This is a genomic window from Legionella sp. 16cNR16C (assembly GCF_021297775.1).
GTDB lineage: Bacteria > Pseudomonadota > Gammaproteobacteria > Legionellales > Legionellaceae > Legionella_C > Legionella_C quinlivanii_A.
This window is the reverse complement of record NZ_JAJTMX010000002.1, coordinates 138,998-158,398: the sequence shown is the minus strand read 5'-3', so window position 1 is coordinate 158,398 and position 19,401 is coordinate 138,998. Positions and strand designations below refer to the sequence as shown.

Here is a 19,401-nt window from a genome sequence, read left to right as displayed (position 1 = left end):
AATACATGTTTGAGGATAACACAATCAGGCTCGTAAAACTGGGGCTTGATGCAGCGCTCATGCGGCAAACAGCGATCGCTGCCAACATAGCCAATGTCAATACCCCCAACTATCAGGCTGTTGAGGTGATTTTTGAGCAGCAACTTGCAAATTATGACCAGAATACCAATCAAGGCTCGGTTAATTTTCTGGAATTACAACCTGCTATCCATACTAGCGATACCGCACCAGCACTGGATGAACAAGTTGCGCTTGGTATTAAAAATGCCACCCAATTTCGCGCACTCATCAAAGGACTTAATCATAAACTGGCCATCATGAAGATGGCCCTTCATGGAAATAATCAGGCATGAATTACAATCTCACTTATTCAATTGCTGCCCAGGGAATGCAAGTCGAAAAATTACGTATTGATACGGTCGCCTACAACATCGCTAATCAGCATACCTTGCTGAAAAGTGATGGCAGCGGTTTTCAGCCAATGCAGGTCATCACAGGCAGTCGAAATTTCAATGATTACATCACAGATGAAACGCAATGGAGTGCAGCGGTTCTAAGCCCGAAAACTCTACCGCCTAATAAAGTGTATCAACCAGAGCATCCGGCAGCTGATGAAAAAGGCTATATCCATTATCCCGGGATAAATACAGTCGATGAGATGACCACTTTATTAAATGCTTCGCGTGCCTACGAAGCCAATATCAAAATTTTTAACACAGCACACAGCCTGTTCATGCAAACCCTGACCATAGGAGATGAACGATGACCATAGAACCCGTTAACCATTTCAAAATCGACTTTAACCTTAATAATTCAAACATTCAGAAACCGGACCAGTTCAGTCATTGGCTGGCCGCTCCCATTCAGCAGGTGAATGATAAATTGATTGAAGCAGATCATTCGCTGCAACAACTGGTCAGCGGTCAGACGGCCAACCTGCACCAGGTGATGTGGAATCTGGAAGAAGCCAAAATGTCTTTTCAATTACTGGAGCAGGTGCGTAATCGCTTAATGACTGCTTATCAGGAAATTATCAGGGAGCAAATTTAATATGAATTTTTATTTCAATTCCATCTATCTCTGGTTTGGCAGACAAGAAAAGCCAAAGCAAATCATGATCCTGCTTGCCGGGGGCTTTCTCATTTTAAGCAGTTTATTTATCTCCATTTTTTTGCTGAAGCCTGATTATGGAACCCTATTTAATAATCTTGATTCACAGGATGCTAATGAAATAATTCGTCAACTGGATCAGGACAATATCCATTATCAGTTACAGAATGCCGGACGTGATATTTTAATTGATAAACACCTGGTGGATAAAACCAGAATTCGATTAATGAGCAGCAATTTAAATGGCCATGTGGGCTTTGAATTGTTTGATAAAACTGATTTTGGTTTGACCGAATTTTCACAGAAAATTAACTACCAACGAGCTCTGCAAGGCGAACTTGAGCGAACCATTAGCAGTCTTGAGGAAGTCAGGCAGGCAAGAGTGCATCTGGTAATCCCTGAACAGCATTTCCTGCAGAAAGAAACGCACCCTACCAAGGCGTCTGTTACACTTCAACTAAAAAAACCAATAGGAAAACAACAGGTAAATAGTATTCAGAAACTGCTGACCGCCAGCATAGCAAATCTTGCTGCAGAAAATGTGGTGATCATCGATCAAAATGGTAACAATCTGAGTATACCCAAAGAAATTAATGGTGAGGGTCATTTTGCGGCCAAGCGAAGAATAGAGGATTATTTAAATAGTAAAATAACCGATATGCTAAGGCACATATTTCCCCAGGATAATGTCTATGTAAAAATAGATGTGACGCTTAATTATGATGAATTGCGGCGGGAATTGATTAGGCCGCAGTCTCAGGGCTTAATCACTCATGAAAAAGAGATTCAACATACAGCCTCTGCAGAACTCACAAAGAAAACAAATCCAGTTCAGGATCTCACCCGCGAACGAAGTTATGAGTTTGGTCATGAAAAAGAGCAATTCCTCCGTGCCAATGGCAGGATTGAGCGGCTAACTGTCTCTGTCACAGTGCCTAAACAAACCGAATCCTCGACCCTCTTACAAATTGAACGCATGGTAAAAACCACCATAGGTTTTGATTCCAGACGAGGGGATTCCATTTCAGTGGAAGCACTCCTGCCACCACCCGTCCAGTCAGACATTTTTTTAAACGAGACTCCTTCCACCCCGGCAGTAGAAACTCTTTCTATAAAATATGGGTTAGCAGCGCTGCTTATGATTGGCGCAATAAGTTATGGAGTTCAGAGAAGAAATAATTTGAGAAGACGTCAACATCTCCTGGAGTCTCTTAATCAATGGATTAGTCATCATGAATAATTTACAGGATATCGTATCGGCTATTGGCAAATTGGCCCTCAAAGATCAGCGATGGATTCTGAGCAAGTTACCAGAAGCCAAAAGAAAGCAGTTGGATAATATGAGCGAGAATCAAAAAGCGGCCGTTTCCAATACTATGATTGAAGATGACTTACCTGGTTTTTGCCGCAGTCTTGCCACTAAAGACCCTCTGTATATCGCCATTATCCTTGAGGAAGGTCAGTTCATTTGGAAAGAGCAATTTTTAAATGAATTTAATCTTTTAGAACGCATTGATTCGACTGAAACTTCCCTTGCCAATATTAGCCAGACCAGCAAAAGTCTGGTGTATGCGGAGTGGGAAAATTTACATCAAAAATCTGATATCGGCATGAATACAGACTAGTGGAATAACTATGGCAGAACTATTAAAAAATATCAGGGTAAGTGGTGAAAAAGTGATTTTGATAACTAATTGCAGTTCTTCCCCTGATAATGAGAAAAACAATCCTGATTCCGCAATGGAACAACTTGCAAAAAGCGATGATTTCCTGGATGAAATAAGGCAGCAGGCGTTTGCAGCGGGCTTTCAGGAAGCAGAAGCAAAATATACGGAGGAGAATCAATGCAAGATGCAGGAATCAGAGATGCAAGCCACCTTGTTAAAACAGCTTTTGACCCAGATACCTGTGGCATTGCAAACTTATCAGGAAACACTTCGTGACCAGATTGCAGACATCGTCTTATTAATTTGCAGGCAATTTTTTTCTAATCAGATTTCGAGCAAAGAAGCGATTTCTTTTCAGATTGAGCAGGCAATTAATCATTTAAATCATAAAGAAAATATAGAGATTTTTCTTCATCCCCAGGATCTTGCGCTTGTGCAGCATAGCAAATTGAAAATTGATTTCAGTGAGTGCCGGCATTTGAAGTTTATTCCTGATGAGACATTAATGCTGGGAGGATGTCGTATCCGTAATGATCATGGGTTGATTGATGCCAGCATTGAACAGCAAATTGACAAACTCAAACGAATGCTTGTTCAACTACGACAGAGGGTGCCGCAATGAAAAACTGGTCTGAATTATTACAACCAATTGAACGTATCGGTGAAATTGAACAATCGATTGGCTTACAACTGGTTGCTAAAGGTCCTCCTCAAGTCTTTGTGGGAGAAATCTGCGATATTCTTGACAGCGATCAGCATATCATCACCCAGGCAGAAGTCATTGGTTTTAATCAGGGAAAAGTCTATTTACTGCCATTTTCCCATACTGGCATCAGTATGGGCTTTAAAGTACGTGCCTCAGGTCATGCCAGCAGGATTCAGGTGGGTGAACATCTTCTCGGCAAAGTCGTAAATGCATTAGCACAACCGCTAGAATCGAGCATCAGCCCTTCTTCTGAGTCATTGGAGATTTCAGGTCATGCGATTAATCCCATGGATCGCGAAGCGGTGACCGAAAATATGATCACCGGAATCCATGCTCTGGATTGCCTGATTCCTCTCGGCAAGGGACAACGCATGGGCATTTTCGCCGGTAGCGGTGTGGGAAAATCCGTATTGATGGGAATGATGTGCAGGCAATTGCAAAGCGATATTAACGTCATTGCTCTGGTAGGTGAACGTGGCCGTGAAGTGAATGATTTTATTACAGAGCATTTTGATGAACACAGCCGCCAAAAATCCGTACTGGTCGTCGCTTGCAGCGATGAATCAGCCATCATGCGCCGTCAAGCCGTGTTTACCGCCACAGCAATAGCTGAATATTTTTGCCGCAAAGGGAAACAGGTGATGCTATTTGTCGACTCCATAACTCGTTTGGCAATGGCGCAACGCGAAATCGGCTTAAGTCTGGGAGAACCGCCTACCAGCCGCGGATACACGCCCAGTGTATTTGCCCTCCTTCCAGGTCTGGTCGAAAGAGCGGGTAATTTTATTGGGAAAGGTAGTATTACCGGGCTTTACACCGTATTGGTGGAAGGAGATGATTTCAACGAGCCCATTGCAGATACCATGCGTTCACTGCTTGATGGTCATATTATCCTGACTCGTGAGCTGGCGCAACGCGGCCACTTTCCCGCCATTGATATTCTCCAAAGCGTCTCGCGTCTGAAAGATCATTTACTTCCTTCGTCACAAAATGATCTGGTTAAAAAAGTAATTCGGTTATTTGCACTGCATGAGCAATATAAGGATTTACTCGAACTGGGCGGCTATAAAACCGGTTCCAATCAGGAGCTGGATTATGCCATTGCCCGCATTGATCCTTTGAAGAAATTATTCGCTCAACAAAAACAGGAGTCACTCCCTTTATCAGCCCTACTGACGCGCATTCAGGAGATTTTAGTATGAATCATGCATTAACCAGTCTAATGGCTCGATTAAAAAGTCAGCTTGAAGAGCTCAACACTGAGCAGCTGGCTCTCAAGGAAAAAATACGGACGCTGGATAAAGCAGCTCTTTTAATCAAATCAAGGCTCTTGGACGCACTGAAAATTCCTGCCTGTATTCTTCCAGAGCAGGAAATATCCCGGCTTCATTTTATTATCTCCGAACAGCAAAAGCATGACGATTTGCAGAATCAAAAAATGGATTATGAAAAACTTCTCTTCAGCTATAAGGAAAGCCATCTGCGCCTGAGTACAGAGCTTAAACTGCTAAGGAAATACCAGGACAGACGTGATCAAAATGAAAAAAAGACCCTTCAATTAGTACTTGAGAAAGAAATGGATGATTGGGCATTGCAAAAGACTCTGCGAAATTGTCGTCCAGGTGATCGCTAAATAAAAATTTGATAGACAGTCCAATAGAAAATTGATAATAATACGCTGAACAAGGAAGATGATATGAAAATAACAAACCAACCTGCAGCTTTTGACGCATTTCCGAGGCATTCCTCTGCCGCTAAACCCTTTTCATTGTGGCTTAATCAACATTCGCCCCAGGCCGACTCTTACTATACTGAGCATTTGGAGCAACTTCAGAAGAATGACCTTCATTTTAAGAGTAATTTTTCAAAAAAAGAATATCAGTGCTCAGTCTCTGGCCATGAAGTGAACTTGGAAGCTCCCGGCGAATTAGTCTTGTCAGAACCTAAAGCTCCAGCCAGACAGATACTGGCAGCGACACCAACTGAAAAGACGCCTTTTAGTAGAATAATTTATCTGGAAAATGATTTACGTGAACTGATAGACCACTATTTTGAACAGGAATGTCCGGGGTTCGCTTTTATTTCCTTTCGTTTTGACAGCAGTACAAGGAAAGAAAGCCTGGCCCCTTCTTTATCACCCCCCTCAATTCCTAAACGTTCTTTGGACCAGTTTCAACTGTTCATCGAGGATGGTGAAGTGCAGCTGGCTATTGGACTACCCGATGAGTTCCTTTCACAAGCTAAGGAAATCAGCCGTCAGATTCGTCAGCTTATTAGTTCCAAAGGATTTTTATTAAAAAAGTTAGTCATTAATGGAGTAATACAATGAGCAGCCCGGTTCAACCCGCACAGGAAAATAATATCAGTCAAACCGATTACTTACAGCTTTTCACAAAGGAGTTAACCTATCAGGATCCTCTAAAGCCTATTGATAACCGCGAGTTTATGGCACAGATGGCCCAGTTTTCCTCACTGCAGGAAGCGCGTAGTACCAATGAAAATCTGCGGAGACTGCTTGAGTTGACGAGCAGTAGTCAAAGCCTGATGCTTTTACAAAAATCAGTCAAACTGCGAGACAGCAATCAGCTGGGCAAAGTAATCGACATCGAATTTCCTGATGGTTCTCCTCCCCTTCTCAATATCAGCGTCAATGGGGGCTATGTTAAGAAGACACTGCTCGATGTGAGTGAAGTAAGCTAGGGAGATACAAATGAGCAATACTTATTACACCAGCATGAGCGGCATGATGGCAGCAAGTTATGGCTTGCAAAATACCTCCCATAATGTCTCCAATATGCAAAGCCCGGGATTTAAGCGCAGCGATGTCTTTTATTCCTCCCTGGGAGGTGATCACAGTCAGCAAGGTACAGGGCTGGGGGTTTCGATTAAGGGCCAGCAAACCAATTTTAAAGCAGGCACTTACGTTAATACAGGCAATGCCGGTGATCTGGCTATTGATGGCAATGGCTTTTTCATCGTGCGCCTTCAAAGCGGAGAACTGCTGTACACGCGAGACGGTGAGTTTGGTTTCAATCAGGAGGGCCTTTTGTTTGACCAGCATAGCGAGGGATTGGTTATGGGCTATGATAAAAACCACCAACTCGTACCTATCCAGGAAAAAGGCCCACTTAAATGTCCTGGAAAAGCCACCTCAGTCGTCAATCTGAAAGGAAATCTGGTCAGTAAACCAATCAAGGAAGATGCTACAGTGCCAGTACCAGTGCCTGAGCCTGATAAAAATGACAGTAAGAAAGATAAGTATGAGCCTATTCAATTCAATGTAGGCAGCATTTATGATGCAAACGGCAAAGTTCATCAAGTGACTATTGAGTTAGAACGCAGTGAAGATTCCCAGGTAAAATTCAATGATGGAGAAACCTGGACCCTAAAAAATATTCGCTGCTACGATGGCGATGTTACATTCAATCCCCAGGAACTGGTATTCGACAGTAATTCAGGCGGCAAAGGTAAAGAAGGCAGCAATTGCATTCGTTTCCTGCTAAACGGTACACAGTCAGTCTGCCTGCAACTGGGCGATCGCGACAGTAATGCCGAAAGCTCGGTGCAACTGGATAAATTTACATCAAACAACCCGTTCACTAATATCGAAGTGTATAAACAGGACGGTTATGGGGAAGGCCGGCAAATCGATTTCGGGTTTGATTTCAACGGTCAAATCACCTACTCCTACGATAACGGTCAGAAACTGGAAGGTTCTCATCTTGCATTGGCCACATTTGATGATATGGAACATACGCTGGTACAAACGGAAAACAACCTTTTTCGTGTTAAAAATGACAAGTTTCGCCATATTGGTCTTGCCAACAAAGAAGGAAAAGGCAAGATTCAGCCCAAAACGCTGGAACAATCCAATGTCGACCCTACCACCGAATTTGCTCAAATTGTGGTGCTGCAAAGAATGTTTCAGGCCTGCTCGCAAATTATGGATATTGATAAACAATTATTGGAAGAGCTGTATAGAAAATGAATCAAACACTTAAACCTTATCGATTGATTAACCCAAGTGAAATTAACAGGCTTAGCCAGCATTTCCATAGGGTTTTGCAGGCCTGGAATGAAGTCTATACCCTGTCGGCGGCATCAGTTTATTTGCAAAAAGCTCGCCCTGTCGAGGCAAACCGAATGTTGTACCTGTATAATCAGAAAGGGGAATTAGTCGGATTTATCCCACCTGCTTTTTTTGAAAATTTACAGCACGTTATTTTTGGAAGCAGCAGTTCGTGCTTTCGTGGTGTAAACGAACAAATCATCCATGAATTGTTATCTGCATTATTTAAGGACAAGCATCTCTCCACACAGGAAGAACAGCTGGACAGTCAGGAATGGTTTTACTGGGGTTCACCCTGTCTGGAATTAGAGCTGACGTTTGGACAGACTACTATAAGTCTTTTTCTTCATCCCCGCTGGGTTGTCGAGCAATTACCAGTGCTTTCCGGCAACGCTCCCTTGTCACCGCTTGAGAATAATCTGTCAGGCGAACCACTCGAACTGGAGATCAAACTGCTTTCTTTTACCATGAATCTTGCTGATTTACTGACACTAAAACCCGGGGAAGTGATCAAAACAGATCATCCGCAAAATGAGGATCTGCTTTTAAAGCATCAGCAGCTCACTTTGTGTACTGTGCACAAGGGGATCAATGATGGCTATAAATCCATTCAAATAGCGAGTAATTAATATGACAACTCTGGTTAAAAAAATTCATTTCCCTGAACTGCAGGCCAAAGATACCACTGACACTGTTAAGGCCGATTACCTGGGACTACTGGGAAATGTTGAGGTGGAATGTCAAATCCGCATAGGCAGCCTTAAACTCACTATTGCTGAATTAAAGCAATTGACCCGAGGCAAAGTGCTTAATCTCTTACAGAAAACAAATGAGCCGGTTGATCTGCTGCTAAACAATCAAGTGTTTGCAAGAGGCGAGTTAATGAGCTGCGATGATTATTTTGCAGTGCAGATTCTCGAGGTTGCCCAATGAAAGTGCCATTGTTTTCTATGATTATTTTAAACTTTTTTAGCAAAGAAGCGTTTTCAAACTCGGCCTTAGCCTTTAAAACACCTGTAAACAGTGGAATGGGATGGCTCAATTATGGGCTTCCATTTTTTATTTTAAGCCTGGCTGTGCTGTTTTTACATCTTAAAAAACATAAAAAACCATCCACCGGCTGCCGGTTGCTTGAAAAGACCTATCTCAATAATAAAACCGTTATTTATCTTCTTGAATACCAGGAGCAGCGTTTTTTGCTGGCGGAAAACCAGAAAGGCCTCTGCTTTCATTCCCTGACTGAGAGCCAGAAATGAAATACCTGTGCTGGATTGCGTTATTAAGCTATTCTCATTTCGCTGCTTCTGCGGACACCAGTTTCCTCGGCGCTATGTCTTTTAATCAGGAAACGATTGCTCCTGCACTTAAAGTTTTTGGCTTGCTGACCGTTTTAAGTCTTGCGCCCAGTATTTTGATTATGCTGACCTCTTTTACCCGCATCGTGGTTGTGCTGTCGATGCTGCGCACAGCGCTTGGTTTACAACAAACACCCCCGAACACGGTGCTTATGAGCCTGGCTCTTTTCCTGACATTTTATACCATGATGCCAGTCGGAAAGGTCCTTTACTCCGAAGCTTATCAACCGTTTATGGAGCAAAAAATTAATTTTGAATTAGCCATCGATAAAGCGAAAGAGCCAATAAAACAATTTCTTCTTCATCAGACCCGTGAAAAGGATTTACAACTATTATTGGAGCTTGCGAAAGAACCTCTACCTGATAACATTGACGAGATAAAACTGCTTCAACTAATCCCGGCATTTTTATTAAGCGAATTGCAAACCGCATTTCAAATTGGATTTATGATTTTTCTGCCGTTTTTACTAATCGATCTGATTGTATCAGGTTTGTTAATGACGATGGGAATGATGATGCTGCCTCCGGCTAGCTTGTCAGTACCAATAAAAATTCTGGTTTTTGTTCTTATTAATGGCTGGGATATCGTAATTCAATCTTTGGTGGAGACTATTAATTGAAACAATTAAATATCAAACAACTGCGTGAAGAAACGCCTGGTTCTGAACAAGTAATTCATTTTAATAACGCAGGTACCTCCCTGCCCCCCGCAGTGGTCACCAATACAGTCAAAAACTATCTTGATCTGGAGGCCAGTATCGGGGGCTATGAAGCTGAAGAGCTTAAGGCCGATGAGATTAAAGGTTTTTACCGCAATATCAGCGAACTGATTAACTGCCAGCCTCATGAGGTGGCTTTCACCGAAAATGCCACTCGAGCCTGGGATATGGCCTTCTATAGTCTGGATTTTAAACCCGGTGATCGCATACTCACAGCCATGAATGAATATGCCAGCAACTATCTTTCTTTTTTGCATGTTGCCCGGCAGAAGGGCGTAAAAATAGAAGTAATCCCTGATGACCGTGACGGGCAACTGGATTTAAATGCTTTGGAATCCATGCTTGACTCTTCGGTAAAATTGCTGGCAATTACTCATGTTCCCACTCAGGGAGGATTAATTAATCCAGCAATAGAAGCGGGACATCTTGCCAAAAAACAGGGCGTCACTTATTTATTGGATGCAACCCAGTCAGTGGGGCAAATGCCCATCGATGTTCAACAAATTGGCTGCGATTTTCTTTGCGGTACCGGGCGAAAATTCTTGCGAGGGCCAAGAGGTACTGGCTTTTTATATGCCAGCGAGCGCATCATCAACGATTGCAATCCACCTTTTATCGATTTACATGCTGCAAACTGGAGTTCGTTGGATGCTTATGAACTCATGCCTGATGCCAGACGTTTTGAAACATGGGAACAAAATTATGCCGGAAAGTTAGGCCTAAGCGCGGCAGTACGCTATGCGCTTGATATCGGAATGGAAAACATCTGGCAAAGAATCCAGCATTTATCCAGACTCTTTCGCAGTAAACTCGAGCAAATCCCCGGGCTTACCCTCCAGGATTTAGGAAAAGTTCAATGCGGGATTATCACGTTTTCTACCAAAAACAAAACCCCGGCTGAGATTAAACAGGCACTGCGTGAACAAGGGATCAATGTCACCGTATCGGTGATGGAATTTGCCCGCCTGGATCTTCAATCCAGAGGACTTGATGCCCTGGTCAGAGCGTCGCTCCATTATTATAACACTGAGGAAGAGATAGATATTGTTTGCAAGGCGGTGGCAGACTTCGTTTCCTAATCCAGTGACTTTGTTTTCTTGTAATTCCCCAGGCACGTCATCCTGAACGCAGTGAAGGATCTCCTGAATCTGGCTCAGTTCTAAGCAGTGAGATCCTTCGCTACGCTCAGGATGACGTGTTGGGGAGTTACGTTTTCTTAAAAGGTTTTACCATGCACGATAATATAGAAGAAATAAAACAAAAAATAAAAAAACTTGAGGAACAGCTTAAAAGAGCAAATTCAATATTATCGTTGCTTTCAGGGCCGGTGGATGAAGAGGAAATAAAAGAACAATTATTTAAAAATCGTATAAAACTCGCAACACTTTATAAAAATGGCCAGCACTATAATGAAGCATTCGATCTCCTAATCATTATTTATAAGGCTCGAAATCTGGACTCAGAGGCTGCAGTCTCCTATATCGAGGTATTAGAAGGCCTTGTTGAGTGTACTAAGGCACTGAATAAAAAAGAGGAATGCAAAAAATATCTTTCTGAATTATTAATCAGATTATCATCGACAACTCAGACAAAATATAAAGAGCAGATAATTAAGTATTTGGAGGAATATGAAAGCCAATTATCGGCTCAGGAGACGATAGATCTCATTGAGCTAATCCTGAAAAATCTCAATAGTGTTTCCTGGACTGGTTCGAAAGTATACAGCTATGCAATGAATCTTAAAATCAAGATTTTGAGTCAATTAAAGCGATTTGAAGAATGTTATACCTGCTTAAACCTTCTGGCAGAACATCAGTCTACCCGCAATAACCGAATTAATATTAACAACGATGCACTTATTGCTCATTTAAATGCGTATAGCCTGGCATGTATCAAAGGCTATTCAATAAAAGAGTTTAGTCAGAAACTGATAAATAGTTATTATCAAAAAATGTCGAGTGGCGAGGAGGTTTTTTTTGAGCCTGAAGTGGCTGAAAACAAACTGCATTTAATCAAAATCGCCTTCCTTTTTCATCATTTAAAGGTATTACCCCCATCATGGTTTCCTCCCTACAAAATACAAAAACCCCCGGCACAGTTTCTAATGGAACGTATAAGCGAAGTGAGTACGGACCAGACTCACTTGCAACCCTTATCTTATGCGCCTGAAGAAGAGGTTCAACCCATACAAGAGCCTGCGCCTGTACCTGAATATATGAAAATCAGAGAAAAAATAACGCTCGCCTGGGATAAGCACGGAGTAGCCGGTTATACTGATGAAACGCAATTCATTGTAGAGCAATTATTCATACCCCGATCACTTTCTCCAGAACAATTGGAAGCAACTGATCTTAAGTTACCACGCGGCGGCATATTATATGGTCCCCCCGGCACAGGTAAAACATTAATAGCCCGCACTATTGCTAATGACTTTATTGGGAAAGAGAATGTGACGGTTATTAATGGGCCTGCTTTAATCTCAAAATACGTAGGCCAGTCAGCTGAAAATCTTCGCCGCATTCTGGACGAAGCGAAAAAAAACCCCGCGGTAACCCATGTGGTCATTATCGATGAAATGGATGCACTGGTTTGCTCTCGTGATAGCTCTGGTGAGGATCTTAACAGGCAAATTAAAGCCGATTTAACTACGACACTTTTAACCTATCTTGATGGTGTAGATGCCATTGAGAATCTGATGATTATTGGTTTAACCAATTATTTTGAACGTTTGGATGAGGCATTAATACGCCCCGGGCGTCTTGATGTACATGTTAATATTGGATTACCAAATTATAAAGATCGCCTGGCTATTTTGCGCCTGTATTTGTGCCCTCTTCAGGAAAAAAATAAAGTTCAGGCCTCATTGGACATTGAAATGCTTGCAGAGAAATCCGAGGGATTAAGCGGTGCCGGCATAAAAGCTTTTATTGACAGCACTATGAAGCGATTTGGTGTCTCTCAGCTCGTCAGTTTTGATAATGGCAAGTATAAAATTGAAGACTCAAGCCAGATTATTCCGCTTAATGATACGCAGTTCCTATCCTGCCTTGATGATGCAATTAAAAAGAATCGACGGAAAAAAACGGAGCGGGAATTATTGCAATCACGCGTTTTCTGCCCCTGGAATGACTCTCTGAGAAAAAATCTGGCAGCTCTCCTTGATAAAGAAAGCAGTTTTGCTTACTTAAACCCGATGATTGTGAATGTTACCGGAAAACAGGGTACAGGAACCACAAGCTGCGCTTTGAACCTATTCCCGGAACAACCCGATAAAATCGTGTATATGAAAGCGGGAGAACTCGTTAATTTATCCCCTAAAGACCAGGAAAAATATATTGATGACTGTTTTTATAAGGCTATAAGCTACGAGCAGGGTATCTTAATAATTGACAATATGGAAGACATTACTTCCTGCCACTTTAATCCCCGCATTTATCTGCGCGATAAATTAAAAATGCCGCTTGATGAGGGCGAAACATTGAAAGTTGTAATGGTGAGCAAAAATGAGGAGTCTGTTCAACAGCTGTTTAATGGTCAAATTGCTTGCGATGAGACAATAAGAATGCCGGCTACAATAAAAAAAGCAGAGATTTCAACCTTAATTAAGGCATTGAAATTAGAAATAGACATTCGCGAAACCCCTGTGGAACTTACTGCCAGGCTGACTATCAAAGAATTAAAGAATTACTTGTTAGCTTTTTGCAATCGATATCAATCTGTTGAACGGACATTGGAAGGTTTTTTAAATTATGTGAACTCTCCTTTGTCTGCTCTAAAGAGTGCTTCAAACGTGCATAGAATATTTAATAAAAACCAGACGTCAAGGCCTGTCAGCCTCTCTGACAAAGATAATTCCAGTTCAGCTCCTTCAAATGGAATCGCAATCTCAAATGAATGATTAATTATTGACTTTTTTAAGCCTCTATGTTACGTTCGCGTGATTAATCCACACTATGTCCAATGGTGGCACATTAACTGGATAAGCGCTTGTAAAACACTTTTAACTGACCATGTAAAGCAGCAGCTAACCAGGATAAAGTTAACACAGGCCCTTTAATCAGAGGCAGCATTCAGGTAATTCTCAATGTCTAAAGATATCAAAATTCTCGTAATTGGTGCTGGAGTAGCGGGTCCAGCTATTTGTTATTGGCTGAAAAGATTTGGGTTTTCGCCATGTTTGATTGAGAAAGCTGCTTCCATTAGAACAGGAGGGCAAGCTCTGGATGTTCGCGGCATAGCCACTCATATCGCCAGAGATATGGGTATCTATGAGCAGATATGTGATATGCGCACGCGAATTGAATGCGGCCGCTATGTTGATTCAGAAGGTAAGGTTTTGCACGAAGTACAGGGTGAGGAATTTGGATTCAGGCAAGATGACGAAGTGGAAATTCTTCGCGGTGATTTGGTTGAAATTCTCATGAGCACAATCACTGATGTCCCTTGTGATTTTGATCAATCCGTCATACGCATGGAGCAAAGTGCTGATGGCGTGTTGGTTCATTACAATGATGGCCAAGTGATTAATTACGACCTGGTGATTGCCGCAGATGGCATACATTCCGCTACCAGACGCATGATTTTTAATAAAAATGAATATCAACTGGTTCACCTGGGTTCCTATCTTAGTACATTTACTATTCCGAATTATCTTGGATTGAGTCACATTGACCTGGAATGTGAAGCCAATTGCAAATTGGTATCAATCAATAGCGATAACAATCCTGAAGTCGCAAGAGCAGGGTTTATGTTCCGCTCAGAGCATGTGCTCAAAAACCCTCGCGATGAGCAGGAACAAAAACAATTTCTGTATGATACTTTTCGTGATTTTGGCTGGGAAACGCAAAATATTTTAAATCGAATGCCAGAAAGTGATGATTTTTATTTTGACGCGATTATGCAGGTCAAAATGAATAGTTGGACCAAAGGGCGAATTGCGCTGGTCGGTGATGCGGGCTATTGCCCTTCTCCCTTATCCGGGCAAGGTAATAATTTGGCTTTTGTGGGAGCTTATATCCTGGCGGGAGAATTAAAAGCTGCGAATGGAAATTATATGCAGGCGTTTACTCGTTATAATGAGCTGCTGCGTCCCCTTGTTGATGCCAATCAGGAATTTGGTGTCTGGGTGAGCAAATCTTTTCTGGTAGATGATGAAGTTTCCAAGGAGATTGCAGAAGAACGCTCGAACAAAGTCCTGGGGATGATAAAGTCAGTCTCAAATGCGATTAGTTTGCCTCAATATGAGTAACTCTGAACAACTCATTTAGTGGATCAAAAACCCTTCCCCTGTTTTTCTGACAACCATGAAAATCAGGGGAAAATATTTGATATTTCCAGCTACAAATACTAATTTAAAAAGAGAGATCTTTTTGAGTAAACTTATCATGTCAAGTCCCAAAAAACCTGCTCAGAAAAATTATAAAAAAATATCAGATGACCAACTCGATGATTTAGCGGGCGGCAGATATGCAGTCGATCCCGTTACGGGATACGAAATTCCGGGGGGAAGACCAAATGTTACAGCAGCGGCTGAGAAAAAATCAACGGCTGTGAATAAAAAGAAGAAGAAACCTTAGCGAGATAATTACAGCATCCATTTAAAGCGAGTGCGAAGACCAACTTCAAAAAACCAATATGCTCAACCATTGCGCAAAGTGAATAATTAACTTATCATAAAGCAACTCCTGTAATCACCAAGACTTACGAAAGAACACAATGGATAAAAAAGAGCAAATATTTTTCAATAGCATTGAGACCATTTTTCCGCAACTGATTGAAGATTTTGAGTCAGCAGATCAGGCCCCTACTCTTCATGAGAAGGCTATACATGCCTATACTATTCACAGCTTTAAACTGCTTCGCAGCGTTTTACAATCAGAGAATCCATTAGCTGCACTTGAAGACGCTTTGATTGAAAACTGGCGCATTATAACTGGCAACCTGCTTTGCTATACGGCTTTACCGAATCATCCAGTCACTAAAGTCTGGTGCGAAGCGGCCAAGGTGGTCGCCGTCAGCAAACCGCATTCAGAAAATGGAGAACCAGCAAATCCTCTGTTATTTCTGATTCCCAGCCTGCAGTGCGCTGAATCAGTGCATGACGATTATCCTTGTTTAATACCCGTACGTAACCATGCACAAGAATGGGACATGGATCTGGTTCATATTCTTTCTACTCATATTTTAAATGATGCTGGCACTCACTTACTTCCATTGCGTGCTATGCTGGTGCTTGATGAAAATGCTGGTATACCCACGATATATAACCCCTATATCGATGACAACACAGCCCCTGCTTCAGTGGAAATGAACGAAAATGAATTTTATCGATTGACTCAGCACTGCTTTGAATCCCAGGCAATTTATGAAGCCAAACAACGTTTTGATGCACTGACATTAGATAATGGCAATTTGCTAGGCCAGCTTAATCTCTTACGCCAGAAAATGCGGGAAAATAGCGTCCATGGCGTAGGTAAGGAATTCACCGCAGGTCAATTCTTTGATAAAAATATCTATGATTTCCTGGCTTGGTATGATCAACTGGATGATCACAGTAAAGTACCCGAAAAAGTCAGGAATTTTATCCAGAAAGTGCGTGGCTTTACTGCCCCTAGTGTTAAAGCTTTCGACAAAGAACTGATTGTTAAAATTATAAATGCAGCTGATAAATTGCCATCCGAAGTCAAGGAAATATTTCAGAATTATATCAATCCCCTAAAGGCCTTGGTGGAGATGGATCAAGCCAATCTGGATCAACTAGAGCAGGCACGTCAGGTTATTTATGAGGTTCTTTCAAAATTAGGGGTTATTCCAGGCAAAACATCCGATTCAGTCACAATCCCCCCAACACTTGCCGTATCACTTCTTAAACTTAAGAAATTTGCTTTTAAAAAAAGTAATCAGGAAGATCCAAGTACCTGTCTGAAAATTTTAGGGGATAAATTAGAGAGACTGATAAAAAACCATGCTCCCATATTGAGTAAAATCGGCATCAGTAATGAAAAGAAACAATTACTCATTGCTGAAGTCGTTCAATCTTTTAAGGATGCAAAAACCACCCTAAGAAATAAACTCAATAATCGGGAAACATTAAATGGCCAAGACAAGTTAAACTTAAGCCGCAAACTGCTATCGCATTTTTCTTTAAAACTCAGCTTTACTCATCCTCGGGATTTTGAAGTTCTTGAACGCTTAAGCGATGAAGAGATTGCATCCATTTGTGCTGATAAGGAAATCGCGAATGCCTTACTAAATCCAGAAAATACTGAGCCATTAATCCTTTTTGCATTGACCACATCCCCAGCTAAATTGAATGCGCTTTTAGGTACTTTAAGTCAGTCAGTTCTCGATGGTGAAAATAAAAAGCTGGCTCGTCTCATCCCTTTGCTTCGTCATCTTTTTAGTGTTTTGGACATTGAAAAATGTCAGGGTATCTGCGAGCAGATAAAACAGTATTTGAGTAAACTTTGCATTCAAATGCCAAGCAAATTTTCAGGATTGGTAGGACAACTTGTTTCAGATAAACGTCTTGCTGTTTTAGATTCGATCATAGAGGAACTGCCTAAATTAATAAATACCAGCTCATCTTTCTGTAAAATATATTCAATGGATATTTTGGAACATGCCCCGCAAAAAGAAGCTTTATTCAATGGTATGAAAGACAAGCTTGCTGGGTGGACGAAAAATATAGGTGAGTCGACCCATCTTTATAAAACGCTTTTACCTGCTCATCGAGAACTTCTATTCCCTCAGGGATTAAAGGAGAAAATAGATAAGATAAAAAGTCTTAATGCTTTTATTAAGATCTATGCATCACTCAGCTCTGATGAAGCAGCGAATTTGTTTTCAGCACATAAAGAGCGTTTCCCGTCCCGAGTCAAAACATCTCGTCATTTGTTAGAATTATGCAAAACCTTGACCCAGGAGCACTTTAATGAGTTGCTCGACATCATACCAATAGACAAGCTTGAGAACAAAGTTACTCCAGAGCAAGTATATTCTGTGTTCGATACAAAGTATTTTGGGGCAGTAATACCTCATAGAACCCTTTCCCTCCTGATTTCATTAATAGATCCCGACGCTATTCTCTCTTTCCAGTCTTTACTAAGGGCAATTGGACCTATTAGCGCTGAGCAATTACGGCTTGTCAATAAAGCGATTTCGCCTGCCAGGCTTAATGCAGTAGCAGAAATTACTTCCGATCATGAAGAAAAACTTGATGAGGGGGAGCGCTTCTTTTTGCGTAAGTCACGAGAGCAAATTGAAAAACTTTTTCTAAAAATTCAAAAGCGCTTACCAGAACTTAGCTGGGATACGGTTTCCACTCTTTCTGATGTTCTTCAAAATAGTAATTTTCAACAGAGAGAACTGATATTTCGTCAATTTATCTTGCCACAGTTAAGATCCCTTGTAGATTCAGCAGTCAAATGGAGTTCTTTATTAACTCATCTTTCCCCTGATCAGCGTGAAACAGTTAATAATTTCATCTTTAATAACCTTGTGCTTTCAGACTTATTCAGGGGAGATAAAGATTTTATCTGGGGCCCCTTAAAATTTTTGAATGAGGGGCAGCGTTCTCATATACTCACGACCCTTAAAAAGGATTTAACTTATTCGATTAGTTCTTTCTCTGATCTATCGAATTTTATAAGCCTTAATACCCTTTCAAACAAAGAATGCCGATTACTGTTTGACTTGTTTAAAAAGAAAATTACTGGATGGCCCGATAAAAATGCTTATAAAATTACCGTCCTTTTTGCTCATTTAGATAATGAGGGTCGCCAAGAAGCCTTCAAGCTATTAAAGGATTTTATCCCCAAAAATATTAAATCTTTAGTAGATTTAATTTCTATTTCTCCATATTTAAGCAAGGAACAGATTGAGCGCATTGCGCCCAAATTGAAAATAATCAACTCAACCAGGAACTGGACTCTCTCGAGACTAGGAACCATTAAGTTACATGAACGCGAGTCGGTTATAGATAAAATATTTGATTTTCTCCAGGCGGCAATTAAGTCACTGGAAGATTTTATATTGTTCAGCAACTATTTAAACCCTGCACAATGCTATAGATTGTTTGTGACAGTATTTTCCGAATTGTCACCGAGTTTAACCACAACAGATTCTTGTCTCGAATTTCTAGACAGACTTGGAATTGAACAGTCCTTCGTGATTGCACCTCTTCTGATCAAAACAAGGCCAAAGGAGACTGCCAGTGCTATTTTATTCACTATGCTTGGGTTTATTGGCGACGATCGCGTAAACTTCATAACTTTCTGCAATAACCAGCTGCAATCCTTACCGAATTTGCTCAGTTCTGTTGATGATGTCATTTTCTTTATGAAAAAACGTATGTTTTTTAATATTGGACTATTCCTCGAAGCCGCCAAACCTTTCTTGGCAGTCCTCAATCCATCTGCAAAGGAGTGTGACGAGTTAATATACCGTCTTGAAACTGGGGAACTTAAAATCCTGTCAAACTATTTACCCGCGCTTAAAGAGGTCATTCCAAATGATTCACCTGGGCTAAATCCTCAATCATTTTTTGGCAGTAAGAAACGCAAGGCAAACGAAGAGCTGGCTGCGCCTGGTAAACGACGTCGACAAGACGAACTCTCTGATATCGAAACAAGCTATCAGTTTCCATCTACAGAGAAAACACCGGATGATTTATCTTCCTCACAACCAACAATGCACGCATTGCTGGACGATTTGTTTCCTGGCATACCAATGGATACCGATGAAGAGTCAGACCTGGGTTTTTCGAGATAATAAC

General features: G+C 41.3%; 20 protein-coding genes. All 20 read left to right on the top strand.

What is annotated here, in order from left to right; genetic code table 11:
• Positions 1 to 5: 5 nt before the first annotated feature.
• Entirely contained in the window at positions 6 to 353 is a 348-nt protein-coding gene (locus tag LXA66_RS04635; protein WP_233012197.1) for a flagellar basal body protein, read from the top strand.
• Positions 350 to 766: a flagellar basal body rod protein FlgC gene (gene flgC / locus LXA66_RS04630; RefSeq protein ID WP_233012196.1), complete on the top strand. Its 417-nt coding sequence runs from the start codon at positions 350 to 352 to the stop codon at positions 764 to 766. The genes LXA66_RS04635 and flgC overlap by 4 nt, the downstream gene beginning before the upstream one ends.
• Positions 763 to 1,050 carry a flagellar hook-basal body complex protein FliE gene (fliE, locus tag LXA66_RS04625; RefSeq protein WP_233012195.1) on the top strand — a complete coding sequence of 96 codons (288 nt, stop codon included), beginning with the start codon at positions 763 to 765 and terminating at the stop codon, positions 1,048 to 1,050. Before flgC ends, fliE begins: the two co-directional genes overlap by 4 nt.
• Position 1,051: 1 nt before the next feature.
• Complete coding sequence (gene fliF, locus LXA66_RS04620) at positions 1,052 to 2,350, top strand: flagellar basal-body MS-ring/collar protein FliF (protein WP_233012193.1); 1,299 nt, start codon at positions 1,052 to 1,054, stop codon at positions 2,348 to 2,350.
• Positions 2,343 to 2,735: a hypothetical protein gene (locus LXA66_RS04615; protein ID WP_233012192.1), complete on the top strand. Its 393-nt coding sequence runs from the start codon at positions 2,343 to 2,345 to the stop codon at positions 2,733 to 2,735. Before fliF ends, LXA66_RS04615 begins: the two co-directional genes overlap by 8 nt.
• 10 nt (positions 2,736 to 2,745) lie before the next feature.
• Positions 2,746 to 3,399, top strand: coding sequence for a FliH/SctL family protein (locus LXA66_RS04610; RefSeq protein ID WP_233012191.1), 654 nt, complete (start codon positions 2,746 to 2,748; stop codon positions 3,397 to 3,399).
• The gene (locus tag LXA66_RS04605) at positions 3,396 to 4,685 is read left to right on the top strand and encodes a FliI/YscN family ATPase (RefSeq protein WP_233012189.1); all 1,290 of its coding nucleotides are present in this window, start codon (positions 3,396 to 3,398) and stop codon (positions 4,683 to 4,685) included. The genes LXA66_RS04610 and LXA66_RS04605 overlap by 4 nt, the downstream gene beginning before the upstream one ends.
• The gene (locus LXA66_RS04600; protein ID WP_233012188.1) at positions 4,682 to 5,116 is read left to right on the top strand and encodes a hypothetical protein; all 435 of its coding nucleotides are present in this window, start codon (positions 4,682 to 4,684) and stop codon (positions 5,114 to 5,116) included. Before LXA66_RS04605 ends, LXA66_RS04600 begins: the two co-directional genes overlap by 4 nt.
• Before the next feature lie 63 nt (positions 5,117 to 5,179).
• Entirely contained in the window at positions 5,180 to 5,812 is a 633-nt protein-coding gene (locus LXA66_RS04595; protein WP_233012187.1) for a hypothetical protein, read from the top strand.
• Positions 5,809 to 6,183 (top strand): flagellar hook assembly protein FlgD, encoded by a 375-nt coding sequence (locus tag LXA66_RS04590; protein ID WP_233012186.1) that lies wholly within the window; start codon positions 5,809 to 5,811, stop codon positions 6,181 to 6,183. Before LXA66_RS04595 ends, LXA66_RS04590 begins: the two co-directional genes overlap by 4 nt.
• 10 nt (positions 6,184 to 6,193) lie before the next feature.
• A complete protein-coding gene (locus LXA66_RS04585; protein WP_233012185.1) occupies positions 6,194 to 7,471 on the top strand; it encodes a flagellar hook-basal body complex protein in 1,278 nt (425 codons plus the stop codon).
• Positions 7,468 to 8,181, top strand: coding sequence for a FliM/FliN family flagellar motor switch protein (locus tag LXA66_RS04580; RefSeq protein WP_233012184.1), 714 nt, complete (start codon positions 7,468 to 7,470; stop codon positions 8,179 to 8,181). The genes LXA66_RS04585 and LXA66_RS04580 overlap by 4 nt, the downstream gene beginning before the upstream one ends.
• 1 nt (position 8,182) lies before the next feature.
• Positions 8,183 to 8,485, top strand: coding sequence for a FliM/FliN family flagellar motor switch protein (locus LXA66_RS04575; protein WP_233012182.1), 303 nt, complete (start codon positions 8,183 to 8,185; stop codon positions 8,483 to 8,485).
• Positions 8,482 to 8,808: a hypothetical protein gene (locus LXA66_RS04570; RefSeq protein WP_233012180.1), complete on the top strand. Its 327-nt coding sequence runs from the start codon at positions 8,482 to 8,484 to the stop codon at positions 8,806 to 8,808. The genes LXA66_RS04575 and LXA66_RS04570 overlap by 4 nt, the downstream gene beginning before the upstream one ends.
• A complete protein-coding gene (gene fliP / locus LXA66_RS04565) occupies positions 8,805 to 9,527 on the top strand; it encodes a flagellar type III secretion system pore protein FliP (RefSeq protein WP_233012179.1) in 723 nt (240 codons plus the stop codon). Before LXA66_RS04570 ends, fliP begins: the two co-directional genes overlap by 4 nt.
• A complete protein-coding gene (locus LXA66_RS04560; RefSeq protein ID WP_233012177.1) occupies positions 9,524 to 10,705 on the top strand; it encodes an aminotransferase class V-fold PLP-dependent enzyme in 1,182 nt (393 codons plus the stop codon). Before fliP ends, LXA66_RS04560 begins: the two co-directional genes overlap by 4 nt.
• A gap of 152 nt (positions 10,706 to 10,857) precedes the next feature.
• Positions 10,858 to 13,524, top strand: a complete 2,667-nt coding sequence (locus LXA66_RS04555; protein ID WP_233012175.1) for an ATP-binding protein — start codon at positions 10,858 to 10,860, stop codon at positions 13,522 to 13,524.
• Positions 13,525 to 13,710: 186 nt separating this feature from the next.
• The gene (locus tag LXA66_RS04550; protein WP_233012174.1) at positions 13,711 to 14,874 is read left to right on the top strand and encodes a tetracycline destructase; all 1,164 of its coding nucleotides are present in this window, start codon (positions 13,711 to 13,713) and stop codon (positions 14,872 to 14,874) included.
• A 121-nt stretch (positions 14,875 to 14,995) separates the two neighbouring features.
• On the top strand, positions 14,996 to 15,202 hold the full coding sequence (locus LXA66_RS04545; protein ID WP_233012172.1) for a hypothetical protein: 207 nt from the start codon (positions 14,996 to 14,998) through the stop codon (positions 15,200 to 15,202).
• A gap of 139 nt (positions 15,203 to 15,341) precedes the next feature.
• A complete protein-coding gene (locus LXA66_RS04540) occupies positions 15,342 to 19,397 on the top strand; it encodes a hypothetical protein (RefSeq protein WP_233012170.1) in 4,056 nt (1,351 codons plus the stop codon).
• Positions 19,398 to 19,401: the final 4 nt, after the last annotated feature.

Coding starts and splice junctions, on each gene's coding strand:
- LXA66_RS04635 (WP_233012197.1), top strand. CDS start 6: ATGTTTGAGGATAACACAATCAGGCTCGTAAAACTGGGGCTTGATGCA.
- flgC (WP_233012196.1), top strand. CDS start 350: ATGAATTACAATCTCACTTATTCAATTGCTGCCCAGGGAATGCAAGTC.
- fliE (WP_233012195.1), top strand. CDS start 763: ATGACCATAGAACCCGTTAACCATTTCAAAATCGACTTTAACCTTAAT.
- fliF (WP_233012193.1), top strand. CDS start 1,052: ATGAATTTTTATTTCAATTCCATCTATCTCTGGTTTGGCAGACAAGAA.
- LXA66_RS04615 (WP_233012192.1), top strand. CDS start 2,343: ATGAATAATTTACAGGATATCGTATCGGCTATTGGCAAATTGGCCCTC.
- LXA66_RS04610 (WP_233012191.1), top strand. CDS start 2,746: ATGGCAGAACTATTAAAAAATATCAGGGTAAGTGGTGAAAAAGTGATT.
- LXA66_RS04605 (WP_233012189.1), top strand. CDS start 3,396: ATGAAAAACTGGTCTGAATTATTACAACCAATTGAACGTATCGGTGAA.
- LXA66_RS04600 (WP_233012188.1), top strand. CDS start 4,682: ATGAATCATGCATTAACCAGTCTAATGGCTCGATTAAAAAGTCAGCTT.
- LXA66_RS04595 (WP_233012187.1), top strand. CDS start 5,180: ATGAAAATAACAAACCAACCTGCAGCTTTTGACGCATTTCCGAGGCAT.
- LXA66_RS04590 (WP_233012186.1), top strand. CDS start 5,809: ATGAGCAGCCCGGTTCAACCCGCACAGGAAAATAATATCAGTCAAACC.
- LXA66_RS04585 (WP_233012185.1), top strand. CDS start 6,194: ATGAGCAATACTTATTACACCAGCATGAGCGGCATGATGGCAGCAAGT.
- LXA66_RS04580 (WP_233012184.1), top strand. CDS start 7,468: ATGAATCAAACACTTAAACCTTATCGATTGATTAACCCAAGTGAAATT.
- LXA66_RS04575 (WP_233012182.1), top strand. CDS start 8,183: ATGACAACTCTGGTTAAAAAAATTCATTTCCCTGAACTGCAGGCCAAA.
- LXA66_RS04570 (WP_233012180.1), top strand. CDS start 8,482: ATGAAAGTGCCATTGTTTTCTATGATTATTTTAAACTTTTTTAGCAAA.
- fliP (WP_233012179.1), top strand. CDS start 8,805: ATGAAATACCTGTGCTGGATTGCGTTATTAAGCTATTCTCATTTCGCT.
- LXA66_RS04555 (WP_233012175.1), top strand. CDS start 10,858: ATGCACGATAATATAGAAGAAATAAAACAAAAAATAAAAAAACTTGAG.
- LXA66_RS04550 (WP_233012174.1), top strand. CDS start 13,711: ATGTCTAAAGATATCAAAATTCTCGTAATTGGTGCTGGAGTAGCGGGT.
- LXA66_RS04540 (WP_233012170.1), top strand. CDS start 15,342: ATGGATAAAAAAGAGCAAATATTTTTCAATAGCATTGAGACCATTTTT.